General features: G+C 60.2%; 23 protein-coding genes and 1 riboswitch. Of the genes, 11 read left to right on the top strand and 12 right to left on the bottom strand.

Features of this window, described 5'->3' with window-relative positions:
* Positions 1 to 72 precede the first annotated feature (72 nt).
* Positions 73 to 468 (top strand): DUF1090 domain-containing protein, encoded by a 396-nt coding sequence (locus tag KGB29_RS09505; protein ID WP_057712960.1) that lies wholly within the window; start codon positions 73 to 75, stop codon positions 466 to 468.
* A gap of 160 nt (positions 469 to 628) precedes the next feature.
* On the opposite strand, the gene KGB29_RS09500 is transcribed toward KGB29_RS09505, so the two are convergent.
* Positions 629 to 1,078: a c-type cytochrome gene (locus KGB29_RS09500; protein ID WP_057712959.1), complete on the bottom strand. Its 450-nt coding sequence runs from the start codon at positions 1,076 to 1,078 to the stop codon at positions 629 to 631.
* Positions 1,079 to 1,206: 128 nt separating this feature from the next.
* Between KGB29_RS09500 and KGB29_RS09495 the strand changes: the two genes are divergently transcribed.
* Positions 1,207 to 2,391 (top strand): murein transglycosylase A, encoded by a 1,185-nt coding sequence (locus KGB29_RS09495; protein WP_150815193.1) that lies wholly within the window; start codon positions 1,207 to 1,209, stop codon positions 2,389 to 2,391.
* A 142-nt stretch (positions 2,392 to 2,533) separates the two neighbouring features.
* Here the strand turns inward: KGB29_RS09495 and KGB29_RS09490 are convergent, their stop codons facing one another.
* Positions 2,534 to 2,917 carry an MAPEG family protein gene (locus KGB29_RS09490; RefSeq protein WP_057712957.1) on the bottom strand — a complete coding sequence of 128 codons (384 nt, stop codon included), beginning with the start codon at positions 2,915 to 2,917 and terminating at the stop codon, positions 2,534 to 2,536.
* A 31-nt stretch (positions 2,918 to 2,948) separates the two neighbouring features.
* Positions 2,949 to 3,782, bottom strand: a complete 834-nt coding sequence (locus KGB29_RS09485; protein WP_090451887.1) for an EamA family transporter — start codon at positions 3,780 to 3,782, stop codon at positions 2,949 to 2,951.
* Between the two features lie 317 nt (positions 3,783 to 4,099).
* Here KGB29_RS09485 and KGB29_RS09480 point away from each other — a divergent pair, with 317 nt between their 5' ends.
* A complete protein-coding gene (locus tag KGB29_RS09480) occupies positions 4,100 to 5,269 on the top strand; it encodes an MFS transporter (RefSeq protein WP_150815194.1) in 1,170 nt (389 codons plus the stop codon).
* A 3-nt stretch (positions 5,270 to 5,272) separates the two neighbouring features.
* On the opposite strand, the gene KGB29_RS09475 is transcribed toward KGB29_RS09480, so the two are convergent.
* Both KGB29_RS09475 and KGB29_RS09470 read right to left on the bottom strand, forming a co-directional pair.
* Positions 5,273 to 6,169, bottom strand: coding sequence for a formate/nitrite transporter family protein (locus tag KGB29_RS09475; RefSeq protein ID WP_150815195.1), 897 nt, complete (start codon positions 6,167 to 6,169; stop codon positions 5,273 to 5,275).
* 154 nt (positions 6,170 to 6,323) lie between these two features.
* Complete coding sequence (locus KGB29_RS09470; protein WP_150815196.1) at positions 6,324 to 6,725, bottom strand: acyl-CoA thioesterase; 402 nt, start codon at positions 6,723 to 6,725, stop codon at positions 6,324 to 6,326.
* A gap of 197 nt (positions 6,726 to 6,922) precedes the next feature.
* Positions 6,923 to 7,025, top strand: a riboswitch (S-adenosyl-L-homocysteine riboswitch).
* Between the two features lie 23 nt (positions 7,026 to 7,048).
* Here KGB29_RS09470 and ahcY point away from each other — a divergent pair.
* From ahcY to KGB29_RS09450, 4 genes are all read left to right on the top strand, one after another.
* A complete protein-coding gene (gene ahcY / locus KGB29_RS09465) occupies positions 7,049 to 8,458 on the top strand; it encodes an adenosylhomocysteinase (protein WP_090451894.1) in 1,410 nt (469 codons plus the stop codon).
* Positions 8,459 to 8,616: 158 nt separating this feature from the next.
* The gene (metF, locus tag KGB29_RS09460; protein ID WP_150815197.1) at positions 8,617 to 9,462 is read left to right on the top strand and encodes a methylenetetrahydrofolate reductase [NAD(P)H]; all 846 of its coding nucleotides are present in this window, start codon (positions 8,617 to 8,619) and stop codon (positions 9,460 to 9,462) included.
* 193 nt (positions 9,463 to 9,655) lie between these two features.
* The gene (locus KGB29_RS09455; RefSeq protein ID WP_150815198.1) at positions 9,656 to 10,471 is read left to right on the top strand and encodes a substrate-binding periplasmic protein; all 816 of its coding nucleotides are present in this window, start codon (positions 9,656 to 9,658) and stop codon (positions 10,469 to 10,471) included.
* Between the two features lie 222 nt (positions 10,472 to 10,693).
* On the top strand, positions 10,694 to 12,574 hold the full coding sequence (locus KGB29_RS09450) for a DEAD/DEAH box helicase (RefSeq protein ID WP_223616398.1): 1,881 nt from the start codon (positions 10,694 to 10,696) through the stop codon (positions 12,572 to 12,574).
* Between the two features lie 362 nt (positions 12,575 to 12,936).
* Here KGB29_RS09450 and KGB29_RS09445 read toward each other — a convergent pair whose 3' ends face one another.
* Together KGB29_RS09445 and KGB29_RS09440 are read right to left on the bottom strand one after the other, a co-directional pair.
* Positions 12,937 to 13,524 carry a YceI family protein gene (locus KGB29_RS09445; RefSeq protein WP_150815199.1) on the bottom strand — a complete coding sequence of 196 codons (588 nt, stop codon included), beginning with the start codon at positions 13,522 to 13,524 and terminating at the stop codon, positions 12,937 to 12,939.
* 32 nt (positions 13,525 to 13,556) lie between these two features.
* Positions 13,557 to 14,108: a cytochrome b gene (locus KGB29_RS09440; RefSeq protein WP_150815200.1), complete on the bottom strand. Its 552-nt coding sequence runs from the start codon at positions 14,106 to 14,108 to the stop codon at positions 13,557 to 13,559.
* A 494-nt stretch (positions 14,109 to 14,602) separates the two neighbouring features.
* On the opposite strand from KGB29_RS09440, the gene KGB29_RS09435 reads away from it, so the two are divergent.
* The gene (locus KGB29_RS09435; protein ID WP_150815201.1) at positions 14,603 to 15,094 is read left to right on the top strand and encodes a hypothetical protein; all 492 of its coding nucleotides are present in this window, start codon (positions 14,603 to 14,605) and stop codon (positions 15,092 to 15,094) included.
* A gap of 388 nt (positions 15,095 to 15,482) precedes the next feature.
* On the opposite strand, the gene KGB29_RS09430 is transcribed toward KGB29_RS09435, so the two are convergent.
* On the bottom strand, positions 15,483 to 17,231 hold the full coding sequence (locus KGB29_RS09430) for a flavin monoamine oxidase family protein (RefSeq protein ID WP_150815202.1): 1,749 nt from the start codon (positions 17,229 to 17,231) through the stop codon (positions 15,483 to 15,485).
* Between the two features lie 223 nt (positions 17,232 to 17,454).
* Here KGB29_RS09430 and KGB29_RS09425 point away from each other — a divergent pair, with 223 nt between their 5' ends.
* Both KGB29_RS09425 and KGB29_RS09420 read left to right on the top strand, forming a co-directional pair.
* Positions 17,455 to 18,861 carry an adenosylmethionine--8-amino-7-oxononanoate transaminase gene (locus KGB29_RS09425; RefSeq protein ID WP_057712946.1) on the top strand — a complete coding sequence of 469 codons (1,407 nt, stop codon included), beginning with the start codon at positions 17,455 to 17,457 and terminating at the stop codon, positions 18,859 to 18,861.
* 152 nt (positions 18,862 to 19,013) lie between these two features.
* Complete coding sequence (locus KGB29_RS09420) at positions 19,014 to 19,733, top strand: 16S rRNA (uracil(1498)-N(3))-methyltransferase (RefSeq protein ID WP_150815073.1); 720 nt, start codon at positions 19,014 to 19,016, stop codon at positions 19,731 to 19,733.
* 104 nt (positions 19,734 to 19,837) lie between these two features.
* On the opposite strand, the gene KGB29_RS09415 is transcribed toward KGB29_RS09420, so the two are convergent.
* From KGB29_RS09415 to KGB29_RS09405, 3 genes are read right to left on the bottom strand one after another with little or no spacing between them, the layout of a single operon-like run.
* Positions 19,838 to 20,740, bottom strand: a complete 903-nt coding sequence (locus tag KGB29_RS09415) for a transporter substrate-binding domain-containing protein (protein WP_057712944.1) — start codon at positions 20,738 to 20,740, stop codon at positions 19,838 to 19,840.
* 29 nt (positions 20,741 to 20,769) lie between these two features.
* Positions 20,770 to 21,120: a RidA family protein gene (locus KGB29_RS09410; protein WP_150815074.1), complete on the bottom strand. Its 351-nt coding sequence runs from the start codon at positions 21,118 to 21,120 to the stop codon at positions 20,770 to 20,772.
* A 27-nt stretch (positions 21,121 to 21,147) separates the two neighbouring features.
* The gene (locus KGB29_RS09405) at positions 21,148 to 22,389 is read right to left on the bottom strand and encodes a D-amino acid dehydrogenase (protein ID WP_150815075.1); all 1,242 of its coding nucleotides are present in this window, start codon (positions 22,387 to 22,389) and stop codon (positions 21,148 to 21,150) included.
* A 109-nt stretch (positions 22,390 to 22,498) separates the two neighbouring features.
* Between KGB29_RS09405 and KGB29_RS09400 the strand changes: the two genes are divergently transcribed.
* Complete coding sequence (locus tag KGB29_RS09400) at positions 22,499 to 23,416, top strand: LysR family transcriptional regulator (protein WP_102672868.1); 918 nt, start codon at positions 22,499 to 22,501, stop codon at positions 23,414 to 23,416.
* Here KGB29_RS09400 and trhA read toward each other — a convergent pair.
* Positions 23,413 to 24,030, bottom strand: a complete 618-nt coding sequence (trhA, locus tag KGB29_RS09395; protein WP_150815076.1) for a PAQR family membrane homeostasis protein TrhA — start codon at positions 24,028 to 24,030, stop codon at positions 23,413 to 23,415. The two genes, KGB29_RS09400 and trhA, sit on opposite strands and share 4 nt — an antisense overlap.
* Positions 24,031 to 24,047 lie beyond the last annotated feature (17 nt).

Genomic DNA, 24,047 nt, shown 5'->3' with positions numbered 1-24,047 from the left:
ACCCCAAGGGACCGCTGGGCTCCAACAAGCCATTGCCACAGTGGTCTGCTTGCTTTCCTACATGGAGCTTTTATGAAATTTCTTTCACCGCTCGCCCTGTTGACCCTTTGCAGCGTGCTGGCCACCCCGTTGATGGCGGACGAGGAAGCGCCGGGGCTGACCGGTTGCGCCGCCAAGAAGCAAGGCATCGTCAACCAGATCGAATTGGCCAAGGTCCACGGCAACGCCGACCAGCAGGCAGGCCTGGAAAAGGCTTTGAGCGAAGTCGAAGCGAACTGCACCGACGCCTCGCTGAAGAAGGAACGGGAAAACAAGGTGCTCGACGCCAAGCACGAAGTCAGCAAGCGTCAGGCAGACCTCGACAAGGCCATGAGCAAAGGCGATCCCGACAAGATCAACAAGCGCAAAGACAAACTCGCCGATGCCCGCAAGGAATTGCAGAACGCATTGGATGAACTGGATAAGTAATCACTGGTAACGAACAGAGATCTTCGGTGTTGCCGAAGCAGCCTTCGCGAGCAAGCCCGCTCCCACATTGGATCGGTGTTGTGAACACTTTTTGTGCCACACCACAAATCCCCTGTGGGAGCGGGCTTGCTCGCGAAGACGTCAGTCCGGGCAACGCCAATCAATGATCCCGAAACGCCTTATGACACGCACTGCAAGCATCTTCGACTTTCTGTACCGCCGGCCCCAGGTTGCTGGCCTTGTAGGGTTGGACCTGGCTGGCGATCACCAATTCACCGGTGGCGCTTTCAAGGTCGCGGGCCATTGCCTGAAAGCGTGTCTGTTGCTCCCAGACATCGCTCTTGGCGCTGGTGTGATCCTCCTCGCGCACTTGCGGAAAATGCTGCCACGGCTCACGGGACAACGCATCGAGTTTCACCGCACCTTCGGCGAACTTCGGGCCATCGAAGGCAATGCGCCCACGCAACATGCCGCCCAGGTCTTCGCCAGTCTTGAGCATCTGCTTGAAAATGGCCTTGCGCTGGCCGAGCGGCGAGTTGGGGTCGATACCGCCACAAGCGGACAGCGTCAGGCAGGCCAGCAATACAACAGAAAGTCTTTTAAGAGTCATGGTGGCTTCAGGTCACGGGAAACGGCGGCCAGTATCCTCGCGTCATCGGCAAAGACCAATAGCCCTATTATCAACAAGGGTTGCTTGAACGCATGGAGCGCTCAGGCAACCGGCAAAGGAATCACTCCATGAACAGCCGTTTCAACGCGTGGCGTCACCGCCTGGCCTGGACCCTGCCGATGGTGGCCCTGCTCGCAGGCTGCACCGGTGGCGACAACCAACAACCGAAAACCCACGCCCTGGCCACCTACTCCAGCGCCACATGGGAAGCGCTGCCGGCGGTGTCCGACAGCGACCTGGTCGCCGGTTTCGGTTCCTGGCGCAGCGCCTGTACCCGACTCAAGACCGATCCGGTCTGGGGTGGCACCTGCGCAGCGGCTGTCAACGTGCCGCAAACCGCCAGCGACATTCGCGGTTTTCTCAAACAGAACCTCGATGTCTATGGCCTGCGCGCCGCCAACGACAACCCCAACGGCCTGATAACCGGCTACTACGAACCGGTCTATCCCGGGAGCCTGACCCAGACCAGCGCTGCCAATGTCCCGGTCTATGGCGTCCCCGAGGACATGATCATCGTCGCCCTCGACAGCATTTACCCGGAACTCAAGGGCAAGCGCCTGCGCGGTCGACTCGAAGGTCGCGTGCTCAAGCCATACGACGATGCGGCAGCCATCGAAAGCAAAGGGGTCAATGCGCCGGTCGTGGCCTGGCTGACCGATCCGATGAACCTGCAGTTCCTGCAAATCCAGGGTTCGGGTCGTATCCAGCTCGACAATGGTCGCCAGTTGCGCATCGCTTACGCCGATCAGAACGGCCACCCGTATCGACCGATCGGTCGCTGGCTGGTGGAACAGGGCGAACTGAAAAAAGAAGACGTGACCATGGGCGCCATCAGCACCTGGGCCAAGGCCAATCCATCGCGGATTCCCGAACTGCTCGGCAGCAACCCCAGCTATGTGTTCTTCACCCGCAACCCGGACAGCAACGAAGGTCCGCGCGGCTCGCTGAACGTACCGTTGACCGCCGGTTACAGCGCGGCAGTGGATCGCAAGGTGATTCCGCTGGGCAGCCTGTTGTGGCTGTCCACCACCAGACCGGACGGCACGGCCCTGGTTCGCCCCGTTGCAGCACAGGACACCGGCGGCGCCATTGCCGGCGAGGTTCGGGCGGATCTGTTCTGGGGCACCGGGGATGCGGCCGGGCAACTGGCCGGGGACATGAAACAGCAGGGGCAGATCTGGATGCTCTGGCCCAAAGGCGCGACGTTGCCGCAAGTGCCGCAGGTGGCGGATGCGCAGAAGACCACCCCTTAAATGCTGTTTCGCCTGTTAGATAGCTTTCGCGAGCAAGCCCGCTCCCACATGAGATCACCATCGAACACAGAATCTGTGTCCACTGAGGATCAAATGTGGGAGCGGGCTTGCTCGCGAAGAGGTCCTCACAGGCGATGAAGACTCAGGCTGACACCACAAAGAAACTCACGATCAACCCCATCCCCACGAACCACATCAACGACCGCAGCGTCGCCCAGTCCGCCAGATAGCAAATGATGTAGAGCAGCCGGCTGGTAATGAACAGCACGGCCAGCACATTGATCGTCACCAGTTCGGCATTGCCGGCCAGATGCGCCACGATCACCGCCGCAGCGAACGCCGGGGTCACTTCAAAGCTGTTCAGTTGCGCCGCATTCGCGCGCCTGCCCAAGCCTTCCAGCGAATCGAGAAAGTCCCGGGGATCATGGTTGTCTCTCAACCTGAACCCGCCACTGATCTTGGCCACGCCCACACACACATACGGCAGGAAAATAGCGATCAAAATGCACCACAGAGCAACCGTCATAAAGCAGTCCCTTCTTCACGTTTCAGAACAGTCAAAATTTCATGACCAATATACCAATCAGCACCAGCCCACAGGCCAAGAGGCGCGGCCCGCCAAAAGGCTCTTTCAGGTAACGCATGCCAAACAGCACCACCAGAATTACGCTGATCTCGCGCAACGCCGCCGCTTCTGCAATCGAGCCCAGCTGCATCGCCCACAGCACCAGAGCGTAGCTGAACAGCACGCAGAACCCGACGGCCAGGCCCAGTCGCCACTGCTCGCGCCAGAACAACATGAACGCGGGTCGTTTGCGCACCAACGCCAACAGCGGAAACGGCCAGGCACTGAGCAAGGTGACCCAGACCAGATAGTCCAGTGGATGGGACCAGCGCCGCAATGCCTGCCCGTCAATGTAGGTGTAGCAACCGATGCACAGGCCGATCAGCGCCACCACCGGTAACATCGACCAGGGCAAACGCGCACCGCCACCGCCCTGCCAGAGCAGGCACAGCATGCCGAACGGGATCAGCAGGATTCCGAAAATCTGCTGATGGGTCAGCACTTCCCCGGCAAAGATCAGCGTCAGCGCCAGCACCACCAACGGTGACAGGCCGCGCATCAATGGATAGACCAGCCCGAGGTCGCCGACCCGATAGGCCTGGATCAGCAAATAGCGATAGAGCAACTCGAACGCCGCCGACGCCAGGATCCACGGCCAGATCTCCAGTGGCGGCATGCTTAGGAACGGCAGCATCAGCACGACAAAGAGCAGCGCCACGCTGTCCATGCAGGCCACCACCAACAGCCGCTCCGCACTGAACTTGATCAGGGTATTCCACGCCGCATGCAACAGCGCCGCCACCAACACCAACGCCGTCGCAAGCACGGCCTACTCCTTTTGTTGTCTCCACAATCCCTGTAGGAGCGAGCTTGCTCGCGAAAAACGTGAGGACAACGCGCTCAATCAGAGAGCACCCGTCATCGTTCACGTCCATCGCGAGCGAGCTCGCTCCTACAGGGGCCAGGTAGAGAATTGATTCGCCATATTTCAGTGTCTGTTTATACTGCAAGCGACCACGCCGCACTCAGTTGCGCACACACTAATTCCAATAAAAATCCTGCCCGGCCCGCTCTCGTCGAGAACGGTCGTCGGCCTGCGTATGCCTGATCACAGCGTCAAGACTACCGACAGAGACCTTGCGCATGCCACTCGCTTTGCTTGCCCTCGCCGTTGCCGCCTTCGGCATCGGCACCACCGAATTCGTCATCATGGGTCTTTTGCCCGATGTCGCCCGCGACCTCGGCGTGAGCATTCCCGACGCCGGATTACTGATCACCGGCTACGCCCTGGGCGTGGTGTTCGGTGCACCGATCCTCGCGGTCGGCACCGCCAATATGCCGCGCAAGGCCACGCTGTTGGGCATGACGCTGATGTTCATCCTCGGTAACATGCTCTGCGCGCTGGCGCCAAACTACGCCACGCTGATGGCCGCGCGCGTGATCACGGCACTGTGCCACGGCGCATTTTTCGGCATTGGTTCGGTGGTGGCCGCCGGGCTGGTGGCCCCCAACAAAAGGGCTCAGGCGATTGCCATGATGTTCACCGGCCTGACCCTGGCCAACGTGCTCGGCGTGCCACTGGGTACCGCACTCGGGCAATACGCAGGCTGGCGCTCGACCTTCTGGGCGGTGTCGGTGATCGGGGTGCTGGCGGCGATTGCGCAATGGGTCTGGCTGCCGAAAAACATCGCGATGGATAAAGCCAACCTGGCCAGCGAGTTCAAGGTACTGGGCAAGGCCAACGTACTGCTGGCCCTGGGCATGAGTGTACTGTCCTCGACCAGCCTGTTCAGTGTGTTCACTTACATTGCGCCGATCCTGCAGGACATCACCGGTGTCAGCCCCCACGGCGTCACCATCATGCTGCTGTTGTTCGGCGTGGGCTTGACCGCCGGCAGCATGCTCGGTGGTCGCCTGGCGGACAGCCGCTTGCTGCCTTCGCTGGTGGGCATGGCGCTGGCGGTGCTGGTGGTACTGGCGGCATTCACGCAAACCAGTCACTCGGTCATCCCGGCGGCCATCACACTGGTGTTGTGGGGGACGTTTGCCTTTGCCTTGTGCCCGATCCTGCAACTGCTGATCATCGATCAAGCCTTTGAGGCACCAAACCTGGGTTCGACCTTGAACCAGAGCGCCTTCAACCTCGGCAACGCCGCCGGGGCATGGATTGGCGGGCTGGTTGTGGCCAGCGGCGCCGATCTGGCGGACCTGCCCTGGACCGGTGCACTGGTCAGCGGTCTGACCGTGTTGACCGCACTGTTCTTCATCTATCGCCAGCGTCGCGGTGCGGCTGCGCTTGATGCGGTGGGCTGAGGATCAGCTTGATGGTTTTTTGATTTTCTGCGGATCAGGCGCTTCGCTCTGATCCGTAGATTTTTTCGGCGGCCCGCTTTCGCTGCGAATCTGCGCATGGCTGATCAGCGCGAAAATAAAACTGCCACCGATGATGTTCCCCGCCAGCGTCGGCCCGGCGAACACCAGCCAGAAATCACTCCACGGTAACTCGCCGGCAAATACCAGATACGAAACCTCCAGCGAACCGACCACGATGTGGGTGAAATCCCCCAGCGCCATGAGGTAGGTGATGAGGATGATGATCCACATCTTGGCGCTCTCCATGGACGGGATCATCCAGACCATGGTGGCGATCATCCATCCGGAAATGATGCCCTTGGCGAACATCTGGCTGGCGTGGTTTTCCATGACCTTGCGGCCGATATCGAGGAAGGCGACATCGGTCTTGCTGTCGAAAATCGGCAGTTCCAGCATCACGTACGCCACCAGCAAGGTGCCACAGAGGTTGCCGATCAGCACCACCGTCCACAGCCGTAGCAGCCGGCCGAAGTTGGCCAGCGTCGGTTTGGTCATTACCGGCAACACGGCAGTCAGGGTGTTTTCGGTGAACAGTTGCTGACGAGCGAGGATCACCGCGAGGAAACCGGCGCAATAACCGAAACTCGCGATCACCTTGAATCCTTCGCCATCCGGAAGACGTGAATTGAGCAAGCCCATGCCCATCAGCGACAGACCCATGGTCAACCCCGCCGCAAGCGCCGACCACCACAACGCGGCAATGCTGCGCTCCAGTTCCTGGTCGCCCTGGGTACGGATGATCTCGTGCAGCACCGCGGCACGGGGTGGCTGGCTCTTTTCGACTTCGTGCTCTTCTTGCGCCGAAAGGTTCGGGGTCTTGCCGTCTTGTGCCGAGTTCATGGGATGCGCAACCGGTGGCGGGCTATTCAGCTATGACATGTGCAGCGGGGATTCCGTTCTGTAGGAGCGCGCATGCTCGCGATGGACTTGAGAGCACCACTGGGTGTCAGGTACCCAGTGTTATCGTTAACGACCATCGCGAGCAGGCTCGCTCCTACACGCTGGCGTCGTCCTTGAACTGGTCCTTGACGTACCTGATCTCGGTCCGGCCGTGAGGCGCCGGCAAGCCGTCTTCACCGAGGTTCACGAACACCATTTTTTCAACGGTGAGGATGCTCTTGCGGGTGATCTTGTTGCGCACCTCGCACGTCAGGGTGATCGAAGTGCGACCGAACTCGGTCGCCGTGATGCCCAGTTCGATGATGTCACCCTGGCGCGAGGCGCTGACGAAATTGATTTCTGAAATGTACTTGGTGACCACACGCTGGTTGCCCAACTGAACGATGGCGTAGATCGCCGCCTCTTCGTCGATCCAGCGCAGCAGGCTACCGCCGAACAGCGTACCGTTAGGGTTGAGGTCTTCGGGTTTTACCCATTTGCGGGTGTGGAAATTCATGTTCACTCCTGAGCGTCTTGCCGAATGATGCCTACCATCATGGCAGAGCCCGACCTAGAGCTCTATTGAGCATCGTCTATGGTCTCGATTACCGTTCGGACATTGACCGACAGAAACGCTTTGGAAGATCGGCATAGCCCGCTATAATCGCCACCGTTTCAAAACGGTCATCTTCAATTGCTACCGTTTCCCGCCACCTGTCCGAGGGGCGCTGCAGCAGGTTTGACCTGTCAGGCTCGGATGGGGCGTTGCCTGGCCTTCACTGGCTGGACACTAAACGCACAACGGCGCCCATTCGCATACATTACGAATGGAGGCTCTTCATGAGCGCTGTTATCACGCCTGCAGATTTTAACGATTACAAAGTTGCCGACATGTCCCTGGCTGCCTGGGGCCGCCGCGAAACCATCATCGCCGAGTCCGAAATGCCAGCCCTGATGGGTCTGCGCAACAAGTATTCCGCCGAGCAACCGCTCAAGGGCGCGAAGATCCTCGGCTGCATCCACATGACCATTCAGACTGCCGTGCTGATTGAAACCCTGGTTGCCCTGGGTGCCGAAGTACGCTGGTCGTCCTGCAACATTTTCTCGACTCAGGACCAGGCTGCTGCTGCCATCGCCGCTGCCGGCATCCCGGTTTTCGCCTGGAAAGGTGAAACCGAACAAGAGTACGAGTGGTGCCTGGAGCAGACCATCCTCAAAGATGGCGCGCCTTGGGATGCCAACATGATCCTCGACGACGGCGGTGACCTGACCGAGCTGCTGCACAAGAAGTACCCACAGGTCCTGGACCGCGTCCACGGCGTGACCGAAGAAACCACCACCGGCGTTCACCGCCTGCTGGACATGCTGGCCAAGGGCGAGCTGAAAATCCCGGCCATCAACGTCAACGACTCGGTGACCAAGAGCAAGAACGACAACAAGTACGGCTGCCGTCACAGCCTGAACGATGCGATCAAGCGCGGCACCGACCACCTGCTGTCCGGCAAGCAAGCGCTGGTCATCGGCTACGGCGACGTGGGCAAGGGTTCGGCCCAGTCCCTGCGTCAGGAAGGCATGATCGTCAAGGTTTCCGAAGTCGACCCGATCTGCGCCATGCAAGCCTGCATGGACGGTTTCGAAGTGGTTTCGCCGTTCATCGACGGTATCAACAACGGAACTGAAGCAAGCATCGACAAGGCATTGCTGGGCAAGATCGACCTGATCGTGACCACCACCGGTAACGTCAATGTTTGCGACTCGAACATGCTCAAGGCCCTGAAGAAGCGTGCCGTTGTCTGCAACATCGGCCACTTCGACAACGAAATCGACACCGCTTTCATGCGCAAGAACTGGGCATGGGAAGAAGTGAAGCCGCAGGTTCACAAGATCCACCGTACCGGCGCTGGCGATTTCGACCCACAGAACGACGACTACCTGATCCTGCTGGCCGAAGGCCGTCTGGTTAACCTGGGTAACGCCACCGGCCACCCGAGCCGTATCATGGACGGTTCGTTCGCCAACCAGGTTCTGGCCCAGATCTTCCTGTTCGGCCAGAAGTACGCCGACCTGTCGCCAGCCCAGAAAGCCGAGCGCCTGACCGTTGAAGTACTGCCGAAAAAACTCGACGAAGAAGTGGCCCTGGAAATGGTCCGTGGCTTCGGCGGCGTAGTGACTCAACTGACCAAGACCCAGGCCGACTACATCGGCGTGACCGTTGAAGGTCCGTTCAAGCCGCACGCCTACCGCTACTGATAGACCGGCTTTTCCTGTGTAGGAGCGAGCTCGCTCGTGATGGACGTCAACGATAACGCGTGTTGCCTGGATGAACGCGTTGCCTTGATGTTTTTCGCGAGCAAGCTCGCTCCTACAGGGGGCCAGCGTCCGCCTTATGAGTTTCCAAGGATATGACCATGTCCCAAGATCGTCGCTACAGCTTCGAGTTCTTCCCTACGAAGACCGATGCTGGGCATGAAAAGCTGCTCGCCACTGCTCGCCAGTTGGCCATCTACAACCCCGATTTCTTCTCCTGCACCTACGGCGCCGGCGGTTCGACCCGCGATCGCACGCTGAACACCGTGCTGCAGCTCGAAAGCGAAGTCAAAATCCCTGCCGCTCCGCACCTGTCCTGCGTGGGTGATAGCAAGGACGACCTGCGCGGCCTGCTGGCCCAGTACAAGGCTGCCGGCATCAAGCGTATCGTCGCCCTGCGCGGTGACCTGCCTTCGGGCATGGGCATGGCCAGCGGTGAGTTGCGCCACGCCAATGACCTGGTTGAATTCATTCGTGAAGAAACTGGTGATCATTTCCACATCGAAGTCGCCGCTTACCCGGAAATGCATCCGCAAGCGCGCAATTTCGAAGACGATGTGGCCAACTTCGTGCGCAAGGCCAACGCTGGCGCCGACAGTGCGATCACCCAGTACTTCTTCAACGCCGACTGCTATTTCTACTTCGTCGAACGCGTGCGGGCGCTGGGCGTGAACATCCCGATCGTGCCGGGCATCATGCCGATCACCAACTACAGCAAGCTGGCGCGCTTCTCCGATGCCTGCGGTGCGGAAATCCCGCGCTGGATCCGCAAGCAACTGGAAGCCTATGGCGACGACACCCAGAGCATTCAGCGCTTTGGCGAACAGGTCATCACCGAGATGTGCGAACAACTGCTGCAGGGTGGCGCTCCAGGGCTGCACTTCTACACGCTGAACCAGGCTGAAGCGAGCCTGGCGGTGTGGAACAACCTGAAGTTGCCGCGTTAAAAAGTCGTTGAAGCACGATTAAAAGATCGCAGCCTGCGGCAGCGCCTACAACGGAATGTCAAATCCCGTAGGCGCTGTCGCAGGCTGCGATCTTTTTGCTTTCAACGCACTATTAATGTGCGGCAATCCACGGAGTTAGAGCATCTGCGGTCAGTTTCTGGCTCTTTCCGGTTTCTCGTCGTAATCTCAGCCTATGCCTTTGATCACGCAGTTAATCGCCGTGCTTGTCTTCACTTGCCTGAGCTTCGCCGCCCGGGGCGAGAAGCTGCGCATTGTCACGGAGCCTTGGGCGCCCTATGTGTACGAAGACAACGGCAAATCCCTGGGCCTGGACTACGAAACCACCGCCATTGTCTTCAAGCGCCTGGGCATCGAAGTGGAGTGGCAATTCCTGCCATGGAAACGCTGCTTGTCGATGCTTGAAACAGGCCAGGCCGACGGCGCCCTGGACATCTTTCACAGCGACGAACGCGAAGCGACGCTGCTCTACCCCAGCGAACCGCTCTCGGAAGTCCAGTTCGTGATGTTCTACGCCAATGACCGGCCCCACCCGTTTCGCAGCCTCGATGACTTGCGCGGCCTGACCATCGGCACCTCGCCGGGTTACCTGTACAGCAAGGACTTCAGCGATTCGACGCTGTTCACCCGCGAGCCGGCCCCCACCCATGAAGCCAACTTCGGCAAACTGGTACGCGGGCGAATTGACCTGCTGATCACCGACCGCCGGGTCGGCCAGCATTTGCTCGACGAACTGGGCATCCGCGACAAGATCACCGAAAACCCCACGGTCATCAGCCAGCAAAGTCAGTTTCTCGCGGTGCGGCGCAATGCGGGCATGGATCTGCTGGTGCAGCGTTTCGGCGCCGAACTCAAGCGCTTCAAGCGCGAGCCCGCCTACGCTGAACTGAGCGCCCGCTACGGCGCGGAACCGGCAGCCAGCGTGAAGTCTGAAAAGGCCACGGCCGCCGCGGAAAAAACCGTTGAGCAGCAGGAAAGCGGCGCGCAGTGATAGCTCTGTTATACTCCGGCCTTCCCGCCAGGCTCACGCCCGGACGCTCGGAATCGTTAAAGGCATCTCAACCCCGCTACTGCGCAGCTTTCAGCCCGCGCGAGCGCTTGCAGACGAGCCTTCGAAACCCAGCAGGACCGGACGGGATTGCGTCCTCTTAAACGCCATTCGCGCCAGGCAAGACTCCCATTGGGCCAAGCCCTAACTAGAACAGGATTACTCATGTCCTTTGCTTCCCTCGGTCTCTCCGAGGCTTTAGTCCGCGCCATCGAGGCGGCGGGCTATACCGAGCCTACTCCGGTGCAACAGCGGGCCATTCCCGCCGTGTTGCAAGGTCGCGACCTGATGGTCGCGGCACAGACAGGTACTGGTAAAACCGGCGGTTTCGCCCTTCCGATCCTGGAGCGGTTGTTCCCCAACGGTCATCCGGACAAGTCCCAGCGTCACGGCCCGCGCCAACCGCGCGTACTGGTCCTGACCCCGACTCGCGAACTCGCCGCGCAAGTGCATGAAAGCTTCAAGGTCTATGCCCGTGACCTGAAGTTCGTCAGCGCCTGCATCTTCGGCGGTGTCGGCATGAACCCGCAGGTTCAGGCCATGTCCCGCGGCGTAGACGTGCTGGTGGCCTGCCCTGGCCGCCTGCTCGACCTGGCCGGCCAAGGCAGCGTCGATCTGTCCCACGTGGAAATCCTCGTGCTGGACGAAGCCGACCGCATGCTCGACATGGGCTTCGTCCATGACGTGAAAAAGGTCCTGGCCCGTCTGCCGGCCAAACGCCAGAACCTGCTGTTCTCGGCGACCTTCTCCAAGGACATCACCGACCTCGCCGGCAAGCTGCTGCACAACCCGGAACGCATCGAAGTCACGCCGCCAAACACCACGGTCGAGCGTATCGAACAGCGCGTATTCCGCCTGCCGGCCAGCCACAAGCGCGCCTTGCTGGCCCACCTGATCACCGCTGGTGCCTGGGAACAGGTACTGGTGTTCACCCGCACCAAGCACGGTGCCAACCGCCTGGCCGAGTACCTGGACAAGCACGGCCTGAGCGCCGTCGCGATCCACGGCAACAAGAGCCAGAACGCCCGCACCAAAGCCCTGGCCGACTTCAAGGCCGGCACTGTGCGCATCCTGGTGGCCACCGACATCGCCGCCCGCGGCCTGGACATCGACCAGTTGCCACATGTGGTCAACTTCGAACTGCCGAATGTCGATGAAGACTACGTACACCGTATCGGCCGTACCGGCCGTGCCGGTCGTTCGGGCGAGGCGATTTCGCTGGTAGCCCCGGACGAAGAAAAACTGCTGAAAAGCATCGAACGCATGACCAAGCAGAAAATCGCCGACGGCGACCTGATGGGCTTCGATGCAAGCACCATCGAGGCGGAAAAGCCTGAAGTGCGCGAGCGTCCGGACATGCGCAACCCGCGCAATCCACGTGGCCCGCGCGGCGACGGTCCGAACGGCAGCGGTGGCGGCGGTGGTCGCAAGGACAAAGGCAAGGACAAGGGCAAGGACAAGGGCAAGGAAAAACCGGCCGGCGAACGCGGCGAGCGCCCGGCCCGTCAGCAGAAACCACGTGAAGGCACTCCGGCTCGCGAACAGCGTCCGTCGCAGCCTCCTCGTGCCGCCGCTGACCGCGCCCCGGACGAGTTCCTGGACGACGATATCGATAACTTCGGTAACCGCGTCGACTACGTGCCGCAGCAGAAGCCCGCGCAAGGCCGTGGCCGTCGCCCAGGTGCTCCGGCACAAGGCACCGCGGCGGGTTCGGGGGCTCCACGTTCCGGCAAGCCACAAGGTCGCCAGAACGGTCCCCGCAACAGCGATGGCGCCAGCACCGGCACTCCGCCAGCCAAGCGTAACGGCCCTCGCAGTGGCGCACCGCGCGACGGCCAGGCCCGTCGCGAAGATTCGCGCAATCGCCGTCCGGCCCGTGACGACCAGCCACGTTCGGAACCTGCCGTGCAGAACCCGCGTGGCCCGGCGCCGAAGATCATGCACAAGGAGTCGAAAGCGGATCGCTTCCCGACACCTGAGCAGCTGGATCAACTGCCAAGCCGTCCTCGTGGTGAGAAGCCAGCGCTGCTGACCCGCAATCGCTGAGTTATCGCTGCAATGAAAAATGCCCCGGTTCGAAAGAGCCGGGGCATTTTTTTGATCAGTGCAAAAACCTGTGGGAGCGAGCTTGCTCGCGATGGTCGTCAACGATAACGCTGGAAGCCTGATGCTCCGCGGCGTTCTCAGGTCTATCGCGAGCAGGCTCGCTCCTACAGTCTCAGCAGCTGAGTTATCGCTGAAATAAAAAAATGCCCCGAACCGAAAGGTCCGGGGCATTTTTTTGATCAGTGCAAAAACCTGTGGGAGCGAGCTTGCTCGCGATGGCCGTCAACGATAACGCTGGAAGCCTGATGCTCCGCGGCGCTCTCAGGTCTATCGCGAGCAGGCTCGCTCCTACAGTCTCAGCATTACTTCGCTTTTACACCTTCAAAGGTCACGTACATCTCAACCGCATCGGACGATGGGCCCAGGTCTTTCTGCTTGCCGAAGTCGGAACGCTTGAGGCTGAAAGTACCCTCGAAGCCTGCACGGTAGCCGCCCCATGGATCCTTGCCTTCACCCAGGAAAGTAGCCTTGACCACGATTGGTTTGGTTACACCGAGGATAGTCAGGTCACCAGCTACATCGGCAGTGTCCTTGCCAGCGGCGTTTTTGCCGGTGGGTTTGACGCTGGTGGAAACGAACGTGGCTTTGCTGGCGTTCAGGAAGTCTTTGCTGGAGATGTGCTTGTCACGCTCGGCGTTGTTGGTGAAAACGCTGGCGGTGTTCACGTTGAACTCGATCTTGCTGTCTTCAGGCTTGGCAGCGTCGAAGCTGAACTTGCCGTCGATGTCCTTGAAAGTACCGGTGATGAAGCTGTAGCCCAGGTGGCTGATCTTGAAGTCAACGAAGGCGTGCTGGCCTTCTTTGTCGACCACGTAGTCAGCGGCCATGGCGTTACCGGCGGACAACAGGGCGGAACCGATTGCCAGAGCGGCCAGAGTCTTTTTCAACATGCTTTGTTTTCCTTTGGAGTCGAGGTTGAACTTCAGGCGTTGCGACCCAGCATTCGCTTGAGGGTCACATCACGGTCGATAAAGTGGTGCTTCAATGCTGCCAACGCATGGAGGCCGGAAAAAATTACCAGCACCCACGCCAGGTAGAGGTGAATCACACCGGCGGTATCTGCCTGGTCCGGCAGTCCGGACACCAGCGCAGGCACTTCAAACCAGCCAAACACCGGGATACCGACACCTTCTGCGGTGGAAATCAGGTAACCGGCAATCATCACAGCGAACAGACTGAGATACAGAAAGCCATGGCCGAAATGGGCGCCCAGGCGCGTCATGCGGCTGTAGCTGGACAAGGTTGGCGGCGGTGGGCTGATGAAGCGCCAAAACACCCGCAGCACCATCACACCCAGCAACACCAGGCCGATGCTCTTGTGCAGGTCCGGCGCGTCTTTGCGCCAGGTGCTGTAGTAGTCGAGCCCGACCATCCACAGCCCGAGGGCGAACAAGCCGAACACGGCCAGGGCCACGCCCCAGTGCATGAAGATGCTGACCCAGCCATAGCGGGAGGTAGAGTTACGTAGCTGCATTGCCTAGATCCTGTAAGTGCTGGCCCAAGACTATCGAGTTATCTATCGAATTAAAGCGGAAAAATTTGCTTTGAAATATCGAAAAATGCGATCAAGAGTCTGAAGCCTGCGAGTTAAGGAAAGATTAAACGCAAAATTGTGAGAAAAAGTGAATACAAACCGGAGAACACCTGTATCAAAAGGTTTATTCGATTCTGGTCCCGGTTTTTCTCCAGGAAAAAAAAACGCGGCCCTTGAGCCGCGTTTTTTTCGCCTGAACGTTGCTGAGCCTTGGTGTCAGTGGCCCCTCTGCTCTTCGATTCAACATTTTTGACCGGTGCCGTCCTGGCAGGCTCCGCCCTCCCCGATCCAGACACCTGATGGCTGCCGCTTCCTTTTCTGCTTCACGCTAACCTTCAACGGTTTTTTTATTAAAGCGATACATATGTATCGCCATTTCCGTAGTTGAACTTGGTTCAATGTGGGCTCAACAGTTCATTGAACAAGGAAAAAACATGGCTATTACTTACACTCCATTTCAAGCAAGCGGCTCGCAGGTGCTCCCCCCCAATCAAATGATGTCGGCAGGACAGTACCTTATGTCCGAAAATGGACGATTTCGATTGGTGTTGCAAGCTGACGGAAATATGGTTATTACCGACAATGGTGCTGTAGTTTGGGTTGCGGATGCCAATCAAATTTATAGTAAAACCTTATATCAAAAAAGAATGAATCAGCGACTGCAGTTTGTAATCAGCAATAATGGCTTCTTATACGACCCTTCCAGAAAGCGTCTATGGATTGCTGAAAGCTCTCATAGCACTGATAAATCGCTTTGGTACAACGCTTGTATGGTCATGCAAGATGACGGAAATCTAGTCATTTACGATCAACGCACGGCAAATCTATGCTGGGCGCGCTTTGGATTCGCCCCTGGGCGTATTCCAAAAAAGAAGGCCACGTTAATAATCAGTGGCATTCCAATTTTTCATTGGGATCTCCAGTAGAATCTCGACACACGCTAATTATGTAACCACCTTGATTACTTAGGTCCTTGGAAAACCGGAGGCGGCTGAAAACAATCAGCATCATACGGATTTATCTGGCACTTATAGGCCAATTCAGAGCTGTACCACTTAGGGAACCAATGCCCGCTTACACAGCCGGAAAGCGCTATCAATATAATTAATGCTAGTATTTTCATATGCCCTCCAGTTATTTGGATAACATAAAGCCAAAGATCTGGAGCCAGCTATCATTTAGTTCCGAATTTTTTGTGAGAAGCTTCTGATGCATCGCAGCAGCATGTAGGACCGCACAGCCAAACCGGATGCTTCATGTTTGATGGCAAAAAAAAGCGCGACCCTGGAGTCGCGCTTTTTTTACACCTGAATGTTACTGAGCCTTGGTCACAGTGTCCGTCGCAGGTTTGGCCGCTGGCTTCTTCGCCGTCTCGGCTTTCTTCACCGGAGCCTTGGCCGGGGCTTTTTTCGTTTCGGTCTTGGCTGGGGCCTTGGCCGGTGCCTTCTTCGCACGCTCGGTTTTCACCGGTGCCACAGGCTTCGGTGGTTCGACCGGTGCCGGTGCAGCAACCGGTGCTGGAGCAGGTGCCGGAGTTGCCGGTGCTACCGGTTCAGGTGCCTTGACTGGCTCTGGTTTCTTCTCGTCATCCGAGCCGCCGAACAGGTTGCTGAAGAAATTGCCTTTCTTCGCCACCACCGCACCAGCGCCCGCCGCTGCGGCGGCCGGACCCACTTTCGCCGGTTCGAACGACTTGCCCGCTGCCAGGTCTTCAACCTGGCTGGCCGCACGCTGACCGGTGCGCAGCGCGCCTTCCAGGGTGCCTGGGTACAGGGTGTCGGTGTGTTCGCCAGCGAAGGCTACGCGCTGAATCGGGCGCTCCCACAGGCGCCAGAACTTGCTGATCTGGCCCGGGCCGAAGGCCAGGTAGGCACCGCCAGTCGACGGGTCGGTGCTATAGCGACGGATTTCATAACCGGTGAACGAACCACGGGCCTGTGGATAAAAAGCGTGCAGGCGAATCAGCACCTGATCGGCCATCTGCTTGTCGCCGAACGCCTGCATGACGCGGGCGTTGTCGCCGGACAGGTTGATCACCACGTTGGCACCGCCCTTCAGGGCAGGCTCGACCCACAACATCCCCAGGCCGGTGTTGCTGTAGATCTCGCCGGACATGCGCGCCTTGCTTTCCCACACCGGCGTCTTGAACTTGAGCATGATCTGGTCGCGCCAACCGTAGTTGGTACCCTTGATCGCCGCCAGGTGCTGGGCGTCCAGCGCCGGGGTCATCTGGATCTTGTTCAGGGCGCGCAGTGGCACGGCCAGCACGGCGTAGTCAGCCTTATAACTGACGTTGTCGACTTTGACGGTCACACCATCCTTGTCCTGGATGATCGCCGAGACCGGGGAGCTGGTCTTGATGGTTTTCAGCTGCTTGACCAGGGCCTGGGCCAGCACCGGGCTGCCACCGACCAGGCGCGATGCACGCAGGTCACGATCGGAGACACCACGGTAAACGCGGCTCTGCTGTGCGAAGTACAGCAGCGACAGGCGCGAAGGTTCATCGTAGCGGGTACGAATCTGCTGGTTGATCAACTGGCGAGCGGTGGCCGGCAGGTTCTGCTTGTCGAGCCAGCTCGACACGTTGATCTGATCCAGCGCGTGCAGGGTGTTGTTGGCGGCCGGGTTCAGCGGGTCGTCGATCGAGCGCGCCAGATCGTCCACGGTCTTGTCGAAACGCTTGAGCGCCTCGGCGGTGGCTGGCTGCTTGGTCGCCAGATCGGCGGCGGAGAAATACTCGCCATCGATCAGGTAGCTTGGGGTCCGCACGAATTCAGGGGCCGGCGTGGTGCTCAGCTTGAAGTTCGAGACGTACTTGTTCAGCACCGGCTGAGCTTTGTCATTGCCGATCCACTCACTGGTGGCCATGCCGGAACGACCGCCCAGGCTAGATCTGGCTTCCAGCAGAGTGACCTGCCAGCCCTTGTTCTGCAGCTCGTATGCGGCAGTCAGGCCCGACAGGCCGCCGCCGATCACGATCGCGGTTTTATCCTTGGCCAGCGCAGACACGCTGAACAGCCCCAACATCACCAGCGCACAGGCGCGCAGCCAACCGACAGACATTCAGCGAACTCCGGAATTACACGAGGAAAACAGTAGTTTTTGCGAGCCAGACGGCTCAAGAGCCGCGAAGGATACGTCAGCCTTCAGACGCCCGCCAGCAACGTCTATCGGCCTGGATAAAGTAGCTGATTCGACACAATGGGTTGTCCCCGTGGCACGCATTGCATAGGCTTGCGCGATTGTTTGTCCGCGCTGGTCACGGACCGCCTCCAGGAGAGTGAAAATGGGCCTGAATAATCAGTGGATGCAACGCGATCTCGCCGTGCTGTGGCATCCCTGCACCCAGATGAAAGATCACGAACAACTGCCGCTGATCCCGATCAAGCGCGGGGAAGGCGTGTGGCTGGAAGACTTCGAAGGCAAACGCTACCTCGATGCGGTCAGCTCCTGGTGGGTCAATGTGTTCGGACACGCCAACCCGCGGATCAACCAGCGCATCAAGGACCAGGTCGACCAGCTCGAACATGTGATCCTGGCCGGCTTCAGTCATCAACCGGTGATCGAGTTGTCCGAGCGTCTGGTGAAGATGACGCCGGAAGGCCTGACCCGGTGCTTCTACGCCGATAACGGCTCGTCCTGCATCGAAGTCGCGCTGAAAATGAGCTTTCACTACTGGCTCAATCGCGGTCAGCCGAACAAGAAGCGCTTCGTCACTCTGACCAACAGCTACCACGGCGAAACCATGGCGGCGATGTCGGTGGGTGACGTGCCGCTGTTCACCGAGACCTACAAAGCGCTGTTGATGGACACCATCAAGGTGCCGAGCCCGGATTGCTACCTGCGCCCCGAGGGCATGAGCTGGGAAGAGCATTCGCGCAATATGTTCGCGGCCATGGAGCAGACCCTGGCCGAAAACCACGACACGGTCGCGGCGGTGATCGTCGAGCCGCTGATCCAGGGCGCCGGTGGCATGCGCATGTACCACCCGGTGTACCTCAAATTGCTGCGAGAAGCCTGCGACCGCTACGGCGTGCACCTGATCCACGACGAAATCGCCGTCGGCTTCGGCCGCACCGGGACGATGTTCGCCTGCGAACAGGCCGGCATCCGCCCTGATTTCCTGTGCCTTTCCAAAGCCCTGACCGGCGGCTATCTGCCGCTGGCGGCGTGCATGACCACCGACGAGGTCTACAGCGCCTTCTACGACGACTACCCGACCCTGCGCGCCTTCCTGCACTCCCACAGCTACACCGGCAACCCGCTGGCGTGCGCGGCGGCCCTGGCGACCCTGGACATCTTCGAAGAAGACAACGTCATCGAGAACAACAAGGCCCTGGCGCAGCGCATGGCTACGTCGACGGCGCATCTGGTCGACCACCCGAACGTGTCCGAAGTGCGCCAGACGGGCATGGTGCTGGCCATCGAGATGGTCAAGGACAAGGCCAGCAAAGAGGCTTGGCCATGGCAGGAACGTCGCGGCCTGAAGGTGTTCCAGCACGCCCTGGAGCGCGGTGCCTTACTGCGTCCATTGGGTAGCGTGGTGTATTTCCTGCCGCCGTATGTGATCACCCCGGAGCAGATCGACTTCCTTGCCGAAGTGGCCAGCGAAGGGATCGACATCGCGACCCGTGACAGCGTTAGCGTGGCGGTGCCGAAGGACTTCCACCCGGGGTTCCGTGATCCGGGCTAAGTCGCTCGGTTGAGATTCTGTGGTGTCCGGGCCGGCGTCTTCGCGAGCAAGCCCGCTCCCACAGGGTATGCGCTGTCAACTGTGGGAGCGGGCTTGCTCGCGAATGAAGGCGACACCGATTCCACTGATTCACATTTTTCCAGAGATCCAGCATGAGACTGTCCCGTTTCTTCATCGACGCCCCCCTGAGCATCGGCGAGCACGAGTTGCCCGAAGCCCAGGCCCACTACATCAGCCGCGTGCTGCGCATGGCCGAGGGCGATGCGTTGCAGTTGTTCGACGGTTCGGGCCAGGAGTTTCGCGCCAGGCTGGTCGACGTCGGCAAAAAGCGCGTCGTGGTGCAGATCGATGAAAGCTTCGCCGGGCAGATCGAGTCGCCGCTGCAAATCCATCTCGGCCAGGGCCTGTCCCGGGGTGAACGCATGGACTGGGCGATCCAGAAAGCCACGGAACTGGGCGTCACTGAAATCACCCCGATCTTCACCGAGCGCTGCGAAGTCCGACTCAAGGACGAGCGCGCCGACAAACGCCTGCTGCACTGGCGCCAGGTGGCGATCAGCGCATGCGAACAGTGCGGGCGTTCAAGGGTGCCGGTGATTCATCCGCCGCTGTTGCTGACTGACTGGTTGAAGCAGACACAAGCTGATTTGAAACTGGTGCTGCACCCGGTGGCCGAACCGTTGGTGAGCCACGCCAAACCTTCAAATCTGGCATTCCTGATCGGCCCGGAGGGTGGTTTGTCCGATGCCGAAGTCGATCAGGCCAAGGCCGGCGGCTTCCACGCCGCCCGCCTCGGTCCACGGGTGTTGCGCACCGAAACCGCGCCGGTTGTTGCACTGGCGGTGGCCCAGCAACTCTGGGGTGATTTCTAGTGCCTCTTCGCGAGCAAGCCCGCTCCCACAGGGGAATGCGTTCCAATGTGGGAGCGGGCTTGCTCGCGAATGGCCGCGACACGGTCTAGAGGCCGATCTGGCTGCTACTGCACCGGATCACTCACCGGTTTGGCAATGATCGCCTTGAGTTCGCTGGTCATCGGGAACTCAAGGTTCAAACCCTTCGGCGGGATCGGCTGCTCGAACCAGCGTTTGTAGATGCCATTGATCTCGCCCGAGCTGTACAGATCCGCCAACGCGCCGTTGACCAGCGCCAGGAACTGCGGATCGTCCTTGCGCACCATGCAGCTGTAGATCTCCCGCGATTGCTCCTCCCCGACCACCACCCACTTGTGCGGGTCATTGGCCTTGGCGCGCTCACCGTAGAGCAGCGCGTCGTCCATGTAGAACGCCGCCGCCCGGCCCGACTGCAGCATCTGGAAGGCTTCGCCGTGGTCCTTGGCGCTGATCACGAACATGTCGATCTTGTGATCGACGTTGTAGCTTTTCAGGAAGCGCTCGTTGGTGGTGCCGGCGGTAGTCACCACGTTCTTGCCGCGCAGGTCAGCGAAGTTCTTGATCCCGCTGTCCTTCGCGGTCAGCAACTGGCCTTTGACATAGATGAAGCCATAGGAGAACGCCACCTGCTTCTGCCGTTCGGCGGTCACGCCGGTGGAGCCGCACTCCAGGTCCACGGTGCCGTTCTGCACCAGTGGAATGCGGGTCTGCGAGGTCACCAGGTTGTACTTCACCTTCAGGTCCGGCAGCGCCAGTTGCTGCTGGATGCGCTCGACGATCTTGCCCGCCAGATCCACCGAGTAACCCATCGGCTTGCCGCTGTGATCACCCACGTAGGAGAACGGCACCGAAGCATCGCGATAGCCCAGGGTGATGCTGTTGGCGCTGGCGATCTTGCTCAGGGTGCCGGTCAGCGGCGCTTCATTGGCCTGAACCTGACTGCCGAGCAACAGGCCAAGCGTACAAGCGAGCAACGTGTTTTTTTGCATTGTTATTCTCCGTTGTGGGTGTTGGTTTATCAGACGCGTACAGCGATGACTGTGATTTCCACCAGCACCTGCGGGCGGGCCAGTTCGGCCTGCACGGTGGTGCGGCTCGGTGCCTGCCCCGGCGATAGCCAGGCCGACCAGACCTCATTCATCGCGGCGAAATCCTCTGTGATGTTCTTCAGGTAAATGGTCGCGCTGAGCAGATGATCCTTGTCGCTGCCCGCCTCCGCCAGCAAGGTATCGATTTTCGCCAGCACTTCGCGGGTCTGGCCGGTGGCATCCAGGGCATCGCCCGGCACCTGCCCGGAGAGAAATACCAGGTCGCCAAAGGTCACGGCGCCAGACAGGCGCGGGTTGCTGTGCAGTCGGGTAATGGTCATTGCAGTGTCCTTTTCAAAAATCAGTATTCAGGCAGCCCGGTGGCTGAAACCCTGAAGGTCAATGGAAGGCCGGCGCTCGCCGATCAGCTCGCTGAGCAAGCGCCCGCTGCCGCATGCCAGGGTGAAACCCAGCGCGCCGTGGCCGAGGTTGAGCCACAGGTTGCGATACGCCGTCGCGCCCAGCAACGGCACGCCGCTGGGGGTGGCCGGGCGCATGCCGGCCCACTCGACGGCTTCGTCATAGGCGCCGGCATTTGGAAAGGTGTCACGGGCCTGACGCTTGATCAGCGCCAGACGCTTGGGGTCCAAAGCAGGGTCGAAGCCGACGATGTCGACCATCGCCGCCACTCGCAATTGCTTACCGATGCGGGCGTAGACGATCTTGCGGTCGTAGTCGGTGATGCTCACGTCCGGTGCCCGGTGACCGGCACCGATCGGCACGGTCAGGCTGTAGCCCTTGAGCGGATAAAGCGGCAGTTGCAGCCCGGGTAGCGCCAACAACGGACTGCGGTGACCGGCAGCGATCACCAGTTGATCGACCGACAGCAATTGCCCGCCCAGTTCGATGGCGTTGACACTACCGTTGCTGTGGCGAATGCCGGTCACCGCTTGCCCGAGTCGAAACTCGCAACGGCCGGACGCTTGCAGCCGGGCGGCCAGTTGCTGGCAGAAGCCGTGGCAGTCGCCAACCTCTTCGTCCGGGGTGTAGATTGCCCCGACAAAGGGCGCATCGATCAGCGCCGGTTCCAGTTGCGCGCATTCGGCCGGCGACAACACTTGCTGTTGCTGCGGGTCGGCCAAGCCTTGGCGCGCATGCTCGAAGCTGCTGTTCTGGCGGAAAGTCACCAGTTTGCCATTGCGCCGCCACTGGAATCCCGCCAGTCCATCATCCTCGCGCCAGGACTTCAATGTGTCCTGGCTGAACAACGCCAGGCGCAGCAAGTGCGCGGCGTTCTCGCGGTTGACCGAGCGGCGGCAGGCGCCGAGGAACGACGCCATCCAGCGCCACTGGGCCGGGTCGAAGCGCGGGCGCAGCTTCAGCGGTGAGTCGCCGCGCAACATCCAGCCGATGGCCTGCAAAGGCACACCGGCGTCGGCCAGCGGCGCGACATAGCGATAGGACAACTGGCCACCGTTGGCGAAGCTGGTTTCGCTGCCCAGCGAGTCCCGCGCCTCGACCACCGTCACCTCAAAACCGTCGCGCACCAGCGCATAGGCCGTTGCCAGGCCAATCACGCCGCCACCGATGATGCACACACGCTGAGCCATGTCCGTCCTTAAAACCGTTGTGAAGACGACACCGAGGTTAGAGCCAGGTGACAGACCTTGAACAATGCATAAAGATGGCAAACCCATAAACAAAGGTTATGGACTTGCCATGCGCCTTCGCCATATCGAGATTTTCCAGGCCATCCGCCAGACCGGCTCAATCAGCGCCGCCGCGCAATTGCTGCATGTCTCGCAGCCGGCGGTGAGCAAGGTGTTGCAGCACGCCGAGCAGCAATTGGGCTTCCCGTTGTTCCTGCGGGTGCGCGGCAAGTTGCAGGCAACCCCGGAAGCGCTGGAGCTGGAGCGCGAAGTGGACAAGGTCAGCGAAAGCCTGCAAGGCGTACGACGCCTGGCGCAGAGCCTGCGCCGCGAACCTGGCCATAGCCTGCGCATCGGTGCCACCCCGGCGCTGGCCCTGTCATTGCTGCCACCGGCCATTCACGAATGGACCGGGCGTTACCCGGACATCGTTTGCGAACTCTCCAGCGCCCACAGTCGCGAACTGGTGCAGAACCTGTTGATGCGCGAAGTGGATGTCGCCCTGACCCTGCAACGCCCGGATCACCCGGGGCTCAAGGCCCAGGCGCTGGCGTCCGGCGTGCTGGTGGCGCTGGCGCCGAGTGGTTACTGGCCTCAGGAAGATGCAGGCAAACCGTTGCCTCTGATGGCGCTGGCGGATGCGCCGCTGATCGGTTTATCCAGCGCCGATCCGCTGGCCGCGCGGCTCGACAGTTACCTGGAAGCGGTCGAACCCCCGCCCCGGGTACGCATCGCCGTGCAAACCTACTCACTGGCACGGGCGATGGTGGAATCTGGCGCGGGCCTGGCGGTGATCGATCCGTTCACCGCCCTTGGCGCCTCTCCCGCCACCACAACGATCCGCCCTCTGGCACCGCCGTTACCCATCACCCTGTACGCAGTGACACGCGCCGCCGAACCGCCGCCCCACACCTTGAACGATCTGTTGCAGGTATTCAGCCGTCGAGCCCGGGAGCAGTTGGATCGCCTGGTCCCGGTACAGCCTTAAAGGACATAAAACAAAATCGCCACAAAGTGCAGCAAACTCCCGGCGATCACGAACAGATGCCAGATCCCGTGGGCATGGCGCAGGCGATGATCGAGGGCAAAAAAGATAATCCCCACGGTGTACAGCACGCCGCCCGATGCCAGCCACGCAAACCCGGCGCTGCCCAGCGCCGCGAGCAGCGGCTTGACCGCCACCAGTACAATCCAGCCCATCACCGCATAAATCACGATCGACAGAATCCGCGCTTCCGAACGCGGCTTTATCTCTTGCAGGATGCCGATCAGCGCCAGTCCCCAGACAATCCCGAACAACGTCCAGCCCCACGGCCCGCGCAGGGTCACCAGACAGAACGGCGTGTAGCTGCCGGCGATCAACAGGTAGATCGAAAAGTGATCGACCTTCTGCATGATCGCTTTCTTGCGCCCGCGCACGCTGTGGTACACGGTCGAAGAGCTGTAGAGCACCAGCAAGGTAAAGGCGTAGATCGCCATGCTGACAATCTTCCACGGACTGCCGTCGAGACTGGCCAGCACAATCAGCCACACCCCGCCGATAAACGCCGCCACGGCCCCGACAAGATGCGTCCAGGCGTTCAGTCTTTCCCCGTGATACATGCGTTGCTCACCTCGAA

Origin of the sequence: Pseudomonas sp. BF-B-30, assembly GCF_019956305.1 — a bacterium.
GTDB lineage: Bacteria > Pseudomonadota > Gammaproteobacteria > Pseudomonadales > Pseudomonadaceae > Aquipseudomonas > Aquipseudomonas jessenii.
This window is presented reverse-complemented; position numbering and strand designations above follow the sequence as displayed.